This is a genomic window from Fangia hongkongensis FSC776 = DSM 21703, from assembly GCF_000379445.1.
Classification (GTDB): Bacteria; Pseudomonadota; Gammaproteobacteria; order Francisellales; family Francisellaceae; genus Fangia; species Fangia hongkongensis.
Map to the genome: position 1 here is coordinate 36,153 of NZ_KB902249.1, position 8,541 is coordinate 44,693.

Consider the following 8,541-nt stretch of genomic DNA (forward strand, 5'->3'; position numbering starts at 1 on the left):
ATGGCTATGGTGAGGATATATCTTTAGGTTATTATATATACCATGAGTAAACTATTTCGCAAAGAAGCTCTTGATGCCAAAAGACAAAAAACCTTTGGAAAAACAACAAATATAATTCCTATATCTTTAACATTTTGGCTGTATTTTTTTTCCTTAATTGGTGTGGGGTTGGCTCTTTTTGTTTGCTTAGGTGTATATTCAAAAAAAGAAGAGGTTATTGGCTTTTTAAAACCTAATAAAGGTATATTGCTGCTTTACCCTCATACGACTGGCACAGTTAAGAGTATTATGGTTAACCAAGGGCAAAGTGTTAATAAAAATCAACCATTACTTACCATAGAGTCAAACAATAATGGTATTGACGGTGTCGATTTAACTCAAGCTTCTGAAAAAGAAATCCAAGACCAAGTTGATTTACAACAAAATATTGTAAAAAATCTTGAATCAGAACTCGATCGCATGCAAACACTATTGAATAGCAATTATATCTCTTTTAGCGACTACCAAAAAAAATATACTCAGCTACTAGATGCAAAAAATGAGCTGGATCAACTGAAACGCCAACAAATAGATACATCAAGAAGCAAAGGATACACCATAACAGCGCCAAGCAGTGGAATTATTGCCTCCTTGAATGCCTTGCCTGGTGATAGTGTCAATTTACAAAAGCCATTGTTAAGTATCCTCCCTCAAAATAGTAAACTAACCGCGGAACTGTTTGTAACATCACAGGCAGCGGGCTTCGTGCATACTGGACAAAAAGTATTGTTAAAATATCAAGCCTACCCTTATCAACAATTTGGCGTATATGACGCCATTATTACACAAGTTAGTAAGACAATTATGACATCAGATCAAATCTCAGCACCTATTAAATTAAGTCAGCCATTTTATATTGTCACTGCCAGATTATGCTCACAATATGTCTCCGTTTATAATGAGTTACATTTGCTTCAATCAGGGATGTTGCTTGATGCACAAATAATAGGTGAAAAACGTACTATTTTACAATGGATTTTGGATCCGATATATAGTCTAAGAGGAAGCTTAACAACATGAGATTATTAAACAATATACAGTTTAGCCTGCGAGGCTCTTTGCCTGTGATTTTGCAAACAGAGACTGCTGAGTGTGGTTTGGCATGTATAGCAATGATCGCGCAATTTCATAAAAAGCCAGTGAATTTAAGAGGTTTAAAAAGTAAATTTTATAGCTCATCCACTGGTTTAAACTTTCAAAACTTGATCGATATTAGTGCCAATATGGGTTTTATGACTCGACCATTAAAATGCGAAATTAATGAGCTCAAGTTATTATGTAAACCCACACTATTACATTGGGATTTAAATCACTTTGTTGTGTTAAAAAAAGTAAGAAAAAACAAGATCTTTATCCATGATCCTGCCGTGGGTGTCGTTACAATGAATCTTGATGAGGCATCTCAACATTTTACAGGTGTCGCTCTAGAAATAACACCTCAAACAGAACTTCATCTTTTAGATGAAAGTAAATTAAGATTAAGACACTTTTTTAATGCTCTTCCCGGACTAACAGGGGTGATATTCCAAATTTTTATTGTATCAACTGCACTTGAAATATTTGGGATATTATCTCCATTGTTTCTACAGTTTGTTACTGATGACGTATTGGTTACAAGAGACTATCAGTTACTTGAGCTGCTGTGTATCGGATTTTCATTATTATTAATTATGCAGGTTTTCGCAGGATATGCTAGGAGTATTGCAATTCAATATCTGTCAACACGCTTAAATTTACAATTAAGTAATAATTTATTTCAACACTTACTTAAGCTACCAATTCAATTTTTTGAAAAACGTCATTTGGGCGATATTATCTCACGTTTTGGGTCAATGAAAACAATTCAATCTAAAATAAGTACAGATATTATCGAAGGAATACTTGATGCAATCATGGTGATTGGCACATTTACTATCATGTTTATTTATAGCAAATTATTAACTTCAGTTGTTTGCATTGGACTACTGATGTATGCAACATTAAGATCTATATCGTATCCCTATTTTCGACAAATGAATGAAAGATCTTTGCACCTATCCGCAAAACAAAGCTCTATTTTTATGGAGTCTATTCGATCAATTCTACCTGTTAAACTATTTGGAAAAGAGCTTGAGCGACAATCACAATGGCAAGCCAGTTATGTAGATACCATTAATACCGGTATTAAAATCACTCAGATATCACTATATTATGGCTCGTTTAATCAATTAATAAGTGGTATTGAATATATTATTGTCATTTATCTGAGCGCTATTTCTGTCATGAATAATACTTTTTCCATTGGTATGCTCATTGCCTATATTTCCTATCGAACACAGTTTGTCGCGCGAATGAAGAGCTTAGTTGATAAAATACTTGACTATCGAATGATATATCTACACTTAGACAGGGTGTCTGATATAGCATTAGAAAAAGCAGAAATTGATATCAATCAAACAAGTATTTCAAATATAGAGTTGCAAGGAGGTATCACTGTAAAAAATATTAGCTTCTCTTATTCTAGCTATGAAAGACATTTATTTAATGATCTTTCTTTTGAAATTTATTCTGGCGAAGTCGTTGCTCTTATTGGTGCTTCTGGTATGGGTAAGACTACATTGATAAAGTTGCTGTTGCAACTCGTCCGCCCATCTAGTGGTGAGATACTATATGATGGCAAAGATATTCATAAGATAGGATTAAAGAATTTTAGAGCACAAAGTGCAGCCGTCATGCAAAACGATGCATTACTTAGTGGAAGTATTTTTGAAAATATAACTTTTTTTAGCAAAAACCCTGATCTTAAATTTGCGCAAAAATGCGCACAATCTGCCTGTATACATGAAGAAATTTTACAAATGTCTATGGAGTATCAAACAGTTATTGGCGATATGGGAAACATTTTATCTGGTGGGCAAAAACAAAGATTACTGCTAGCAAGAGCATTATATGCTAAACCAAAAATTTTGTTCTTAGATGAGGCTTCTAGCCATCTTGATTCAGAAAATGAATCTTATATTAATCAGAATATAAAAAAGCTAGGCATTACTATTGTTATGATTGCACATAGACAAGAAACCATTAATATGGCAGATAGAATTATTGATCTAGGAAAATTACAGTCTGTATAAACAGGGCCTAAGCCTCCTTTGAGGAAAAAGATTATAAGCGATCTGCTTGATTTTAAGAATAAATCTTTTCTAATGGCTTAAAACCTTTACGCTTTATTCAAGAACTGGTGGCCAAAATGAAATTATATATTGTGTTGGCTACAACCACTCTAACGTTATCTTTGATTAAATCAAATATATAAAAGTTAAATTATATACAGTGTCTTAGGATAAATAAAAATACTGCCCAATAGGAGAAATGCATTATGAGAAGAACCACAATAGTCTCAGAACAACAGCTTATTGCTTGTATGGATGATTTTTTTGCATGCGATCAGAAAATAGCAATTATTAATGAGATAAATACAAGATCAAGCAATGAACTTAAGAATCTGTCTCCAACACTAAACTTTAAGAGTCATGAATTTCATAATACATTGAATCCAGATAACACTTTGGGCAATAATAATATAATCGATATTTAGGGAATTATGATGGATTATGGCTGGATATTGTACTATTGGGTCTCCATATAAATCTGAGCCAAAATTCCCTCTTCGAGGTATATTTTAAAAATAAAGGCCAATCCTTCAAAACTTCATTGGTCAAACCTCTAGGCTACCTCTCAAAGAGTTACCTCCAAGGAACTGTAACTCGGTGATTAAGAATGAAGGCATGGACTTGGTAATTGTGTAAACTAGACCTAAACACTGTAGGGCTATTACTATCGGTACGACAAACTGCAAAGGATGTGAAATATCAACAGATCCTGATCAATATAAAAATATATCGTAATGAATGTATATACGATAACCCAAACACAAATGGTTTGATGGTTGATATTAGATGACAAAGGAAATATATTGTTATATTTTTTAATACATTTTATGTACATATTTAATCAGGTTGTTTTGATATCATCATTCCGGTGGCGACTTTTGTCATACTAAATTATGCAGTTGTGTATGCGGTTAAAGGTACCGGCTTCGCGTAATGCAATGCTCTCTTAAGTAACTGCGTTATCGATGCCATAAACCCATAAACTAGGTGATTATGGAGATTGATTAGTGGAAATTCTATCACTCAGACTATACTGGCGTTGCCTTGCTTTATTCATCCTAAGTCAATTCTCATTATCAGTGAGTACTGCCTCTGAAGCATTTTATATTGTGCTGGAAAATCGTTGTCAAATGTTGACCAGACTGTATATCAAAGCACACACAGATCATGTTGCAAAGTATAAGATGTATGTTGTTGAATCAAATTCATCAAAAACCATAGGATTATTTGAGTTGCAGCCTTATCACATATGGGTTAATCTTCATGGTCATTGGCATCAACTGCATTTAAAACCTCATCATCGTTACATAGGAGCCGATTGGATGTCAGTGTTTGGTGTGACGCTGCAACCAAAAACTTATATTGATTGGCATTGGTGGAACCCCTTTCCATCCTTCACCCTGTTATTCTGTCCTGAATGGATTGAGCTTCAGAAGAGTAGATTGTTCTACGGAATGGATCGGGTAATTTTTTTAGGAGACAGCCTTAGTGATAAGGGAACACTACATAAATATACATTCGGTCGTGTACCTAAATCTCCTCCCTATTATAATGGTGTCTTTTCTAACGGTCGTCCATGGACAGTACGACTAGCAGAAGCCTTGCATCCACATCGGATTTATGCTGAAAATTATGCTGTTGGTGGTGCCACAGTACGCTGGCGACTGTGGCCTACTTTACCATATTCCTTGAATTTTCAAATTGATGCCTATCTTCTTAATCATACGGAAATGCACGATCACGGTCGTCATGTTGTTTTTATACTACTAGGGGCAAATGATTATTTGATGGGGAAATATACACGCTCGCAAGTTGATGAGATCACAACAGAAACCATTGCTACAATTCAGACAGAGGTTGACAGGCTACTACGGTCAGGTGTCAGACGATTTGTAATAATAGGCTTGCCAGATTTAGGGTTGACACCAAAGGCTAAGAAATCAGGGGTAAGTCAGGATATGAACAGTATAAGTCTAGCGCATAACCGGAAACTTCATACGATGGTTGAAAGGTATCGTCTACAGTATACTCAACTTGATTATCATTTTCATTACATTGACGTGTTTACTATGTTACATGAGTTGCTTAAAAAGCATAGTCGCATTAATAAACAGTATAGACTAGCAATTTCAAATTTCAGTGACCCATGTTGGAAGAGAGGTTATACGGATTATTCAGTTCGATCTCCTAAGGATAAACAGGTTGAGGTTTTAACCAGTGAAATTTGCTTACATCCTGATCATTATTTATTCTGGGATGAAATGCACCCTACCCAAATTATACATGATTTGCTCTATCGCTACATTCTGAATCAACTTGATATTAAAATACAAAAAAGCACAGATAAAATTGAAGTTTGCTAGGTAAAAGATAGATCATGTTCATTTCTGGTAGTCCTCATTGAACTATGTCAGTTTGACTTAAGGGGACTGTTAAGTGAATACATTATGCTCATTACACCTCCATCATTATTGCACATATTGATAATTTTTTCAGGAAGTTTATACAACTCACACTATAAAATTCTTGGCTTATCAAAGAAAAACTCAAGAATAAAACAGCTACCCTGCTCTACTTGACTTTGTACTTCAATTTTTCCGTTTAAGCAATCCAAATTATTTTTAACAATATAGAGCCCAAGCCCCATTCCATGTATTCCTCGGTAGGAAGGTCTAACACGCTCACCTAATTTAAATATTCTTCCAAAGTCAATTTTGTGAATACCAATCCCAGTATCTTGAATAAAAAATCGTATTCTATAACTAGAATCAAGATCTTCTAATACTTTAGCACCAAAAACAACACTTCCCTCTTCGGTAAACTTAACGGCGTTTGCAAGGATATTTCGGAGTATCTGAGCTAGTTTAGCACGGTCGCTAACAATATCCTCTGGTAGATGCTTATCTATCTGCTGATAGATATGAAGGTCTTTTGTAGTGGGTATTGATGATTTTGCGATCGCTATTTCACTTTCTATTACGTGACGTAAATTAAACTGACTCAAATAGATTTTCCTGCTAAATTCATTACTCAAAAAGGCATCTTTCAATTGTCTGAGCATTCTTGATATACTCCAGCACTCTTTTTCTAGAAGTGCTGCAACCTCCCTCATTTTTGGATTTGTGAGAAAAAGTTGTAAAAATTTGATATTTTCTGACATAGCAGTCAATGGCAGACTAACATCATGATGAAAATTTTCAACAAAGTCTCTTTGTACACGATCTTTATCCTCTAATTGCTCTTTTTGTCTCATAACCTGACTCTCAAGTTGTTTCCGCTCACTGATGTTAATAGAAACTCCAACAACTCCAACAACATTACCATCAATATCATTGAGTGCTTTTTTGGCAGATAGATAGGTTTGAGATTCTCCTCCTATTTCAACTATCTCTTCGACTTCTATTTCACTTTTATTACCTGAAACAATTGCATAGTCGTGTTTCATTAGTAAATTTTTATATTCCGTTTTCCCCCAGTTAACGTCCATGTCTGAATATCCAATGATATCACTTTTTTCTATGTCTAAAACTTTGGCCATACCAGCATTACAGCCATCATAGACTCCTTCGAGATTTTTCCAATAAATATTTGCGGGAATTTGATCCAAAATGTACTCATATTGTGAGAACTTGTTTTCATAGTAAATACATTTCTCCTTTAACTGTATCAGTTCTTTTTCCAACTTGTTCATTTAGTCACTCCTAACAAATTCAGCCAACAAACTACATAATGTATTACAAAATATCAAAGCAAGTATCTAATCTCCGCTAGATATCATAAAATAAACCACAAAACCAATCAAAGCGATAATTGATGTCACCATCTCTCGACTTTTTAATACTTCTACTATTCTTTTTAAAAAGTTAAATGATCGAGATATCTGAGAGTTAAAATTTGTTTCCCCTAGAAAAATGGGAGAATATCGATCCCACTCATTCAATATTGTTGTGATCATTTGCATATGATCGGAGTTTACTTCCACAACATCAAAACTGTTTGCATAATGCTTAAGATTATTATCTTTCCATTTGTATCCAGAATTTTTTAATGCTTTAAATAGTGTGACACGTGTTAGGCCTAATTTCCCAGAAGGCTTAGTTTGACCCAAAAGTATTTCAGTACCTTTATTCATTAGTACTTTTTCGGCATAAGTTTTGTCTAAACCCTTAATAAGCGTATCCACAAACTCATCAATAGTCTGTTCTCCTTTTTGAGGATCAAAATGAGGGTGATAGGTTAAAGTCTTTCCTCTAGGTAAATGTGAATCAAGCAGTATCAATCTGGTTGCAACTTTCTCAGGATAAAATTGCTCTAACATATAGGCCATTTCTAATGCAATTAAGCCTCCCAGTGACCACCCTAGCAGAAGAATTTTTTTCCCTTCAGTATTGTCAAAATCTAAATATGACAGATAATGAAATGCAAGTTCTGATAATACATTAATTTTCTGATCATGGTGAAGGTTGTAGTTATCAACGCCTATACAGCAGTAAAAATCTGATAGTTTATCAACCAACCCTTGATAAACTTCACAACCAGAAAAGGCGGGATGAATAAAGTAGATAATGTCCTTTTTATTTTGCTCGGGTGATAAAGGTTTTATAAGGTTAAATGTGACATTTGAACACTTTTTTATGATCGAGTTGATAGTCTTGAGCCTAAAAATATCTGATACATAAATGCTACAGCCCAAAAATTGAGACATCTGATGGGCTACTGTAATTGATAAGATTGAATTTCCACCGATTTCAAAGAAGTTATCTTCTATACCAATAGGTCGAGTGTCTAACACATTTTCCCATATTCTACAAAGCCGCTTCTGCGTCTCTGACACAGGCTTAACATAACTTCTCACTGAGCTATGATGGTGATCAGGTAGAGCACTACGATCTAGCTTCCCATTCACCGTCAACGGTAAACTCTCTATCCTCACTAGGTGCGAGGGAACCATATACTCAGGCAAAAAAGTCTCTAGTTGGACTCTAATTTTATCTGTTGTTAGATCACTATCGTTTGCTTGAACGTAATACCCGACAAGATATGCTTGAGATTGCCCCTTCTTTATAATCACACAACTTTGCTTGATTCCTTCAATCCTCGATAGCTTATCTTCAACTTCACCAAGTTCAACTCTAAACCCTCTGATTTTAACTTGAAAATCGCTACGCCCTACATATTCAATATTGCCATCCTCAAGATAACGGCATAAATCTCCCGTTTTATAAAGGCGCGTATACCCCTTAAGGACATCGTCCTCTGTAGAAAATGGATTGTCAATAAAGGCCTTTTTAGTGAGTTCAGGCAGATTTAAATAGCCTCTAGCAAGACCGACGCCTCCTATGTAAAGCTCGCC

Annotated in this window: 6 protein-coding genes; 4 read left to right on the forward strand and 2 right to left on the reverse strand. The window is 34.8% G+C overall.

Translation table 11 applies throughout. The annotated features are described in order from the left end of the window. Positions 1 to 42: 42 nt before the first annotated feature. From A37Q_RS0105900 to A37Q_RS0105915, 4 genes are all read left to right on the forward strand, one after another. Entirely contained in the window at positions 43 to 1,059 is a 1,017-nt protein-coding gene (locus tag A37Q_RS0105900) for an HlyD family secretion protein (RefSeq protein ID WP_018299360.1), read from the forward strand. Then, positions 1,056 to 3,149 (forward strand): peptidase domain-containing ABC transporter, encoded by a 2,094-nt coding sequence (locus A37Q_RS0105905; RefSeq protein WP_018299361.1) that lies wholly within the window; start codon positions 1,056 to 1,058, stop codon positions 3,147 to 3,149. Before A37Q_RS0105900 ends, A37Q_RS0105905 begins: the two co-directional genes overlap by 4 nt. A gap of 245 nt (positions 3,150 to 3,394) precedes the next feature. Continuing rightward, entirely contained in the window at positions 3,395 to 3,613 is a 219-nt protein-coding gene (locus tag A37Q_RS0105910; RefSeq protein WP_018299362.1) for a hypothetical protein, read from the forward strand. Positions 3,614 to 4,195: 582 nt separating this feature from the next. Continuing rightward, positions 4,196 to 5,551, forward strand: a complete 1,356-nt coding sequence (locus A37Q_RS0105915; RefSeq protein WP_018299363.1) for an SGNH/GDSL hydrolase family protein — start codon at positions 4,196 to 4,198, stop codon at positions 5,549 to 5,551. Between the two features lie 152 nt (positions 5,552 to 5,703). On the opposite strand, the gene A37Q_RS0105920 is transcribed toward A37Q_RS0105915, so the two are convergent. Together A37Q_RS0105920 and A37Q_RS0105925 are read right to left on the reverse strand one after the other, a co-directional pair. Beyond that, complete coding sequence (locus A37Q_RS0105920) at positions 5,704 to 6,879, reverse strand: PAS domain-containing sensor histidine kinase (RefSeq protein ID WP_018299364.1); 1,176 nt, start codon at positions 6,877 to 6,879, stop codon at positions 5,704 to 5,706. A 66-nt stretch (positions 6,880 to 6,945) separates the two neighbouring features. Continuing rightward, the coding region (locus tag A37Q_RS0105925) for a phosphopantetheine-binding protein (RefSeq protein WP_026196548.1) at positions 6,946 to 8,541 on the reverse strand (1,596 nt) is incomplete at its 5' end.

Excerpts from the sequence above, each read along its gene's own strand:
- A37Q_RS0105900 (WP_018299360.1), top strand. The coding sequence starts at position 43 with ATGAGTAAACTATTTCGCAAAGAAGCTCTTGATGCCAAAAGACAAAAA.
- A37Q_RS0105905 (WP_018299361.1), top strand. The coding sequence starts at position 1,056 with ATGAGATTATTAAACAATATACAGTTTAGCCTGCGAGGCTCTTTGCCT.
- A37Q_RS0105910 (WP_018299362.1), top strand. The coding sequence starts at position 3,395 with ATGAGAAGAACCACAATAGTCTCAGAACAACAGCTTATTGCTTGTATG.
- A37Q_RS0105920 (WP_018299364.1), bottom strand. The coding sequence starts at position 6,879 with ATGAACAAGTTGGAAAAAGAACTGATACAGTTAAAGGAGAAATGTATT.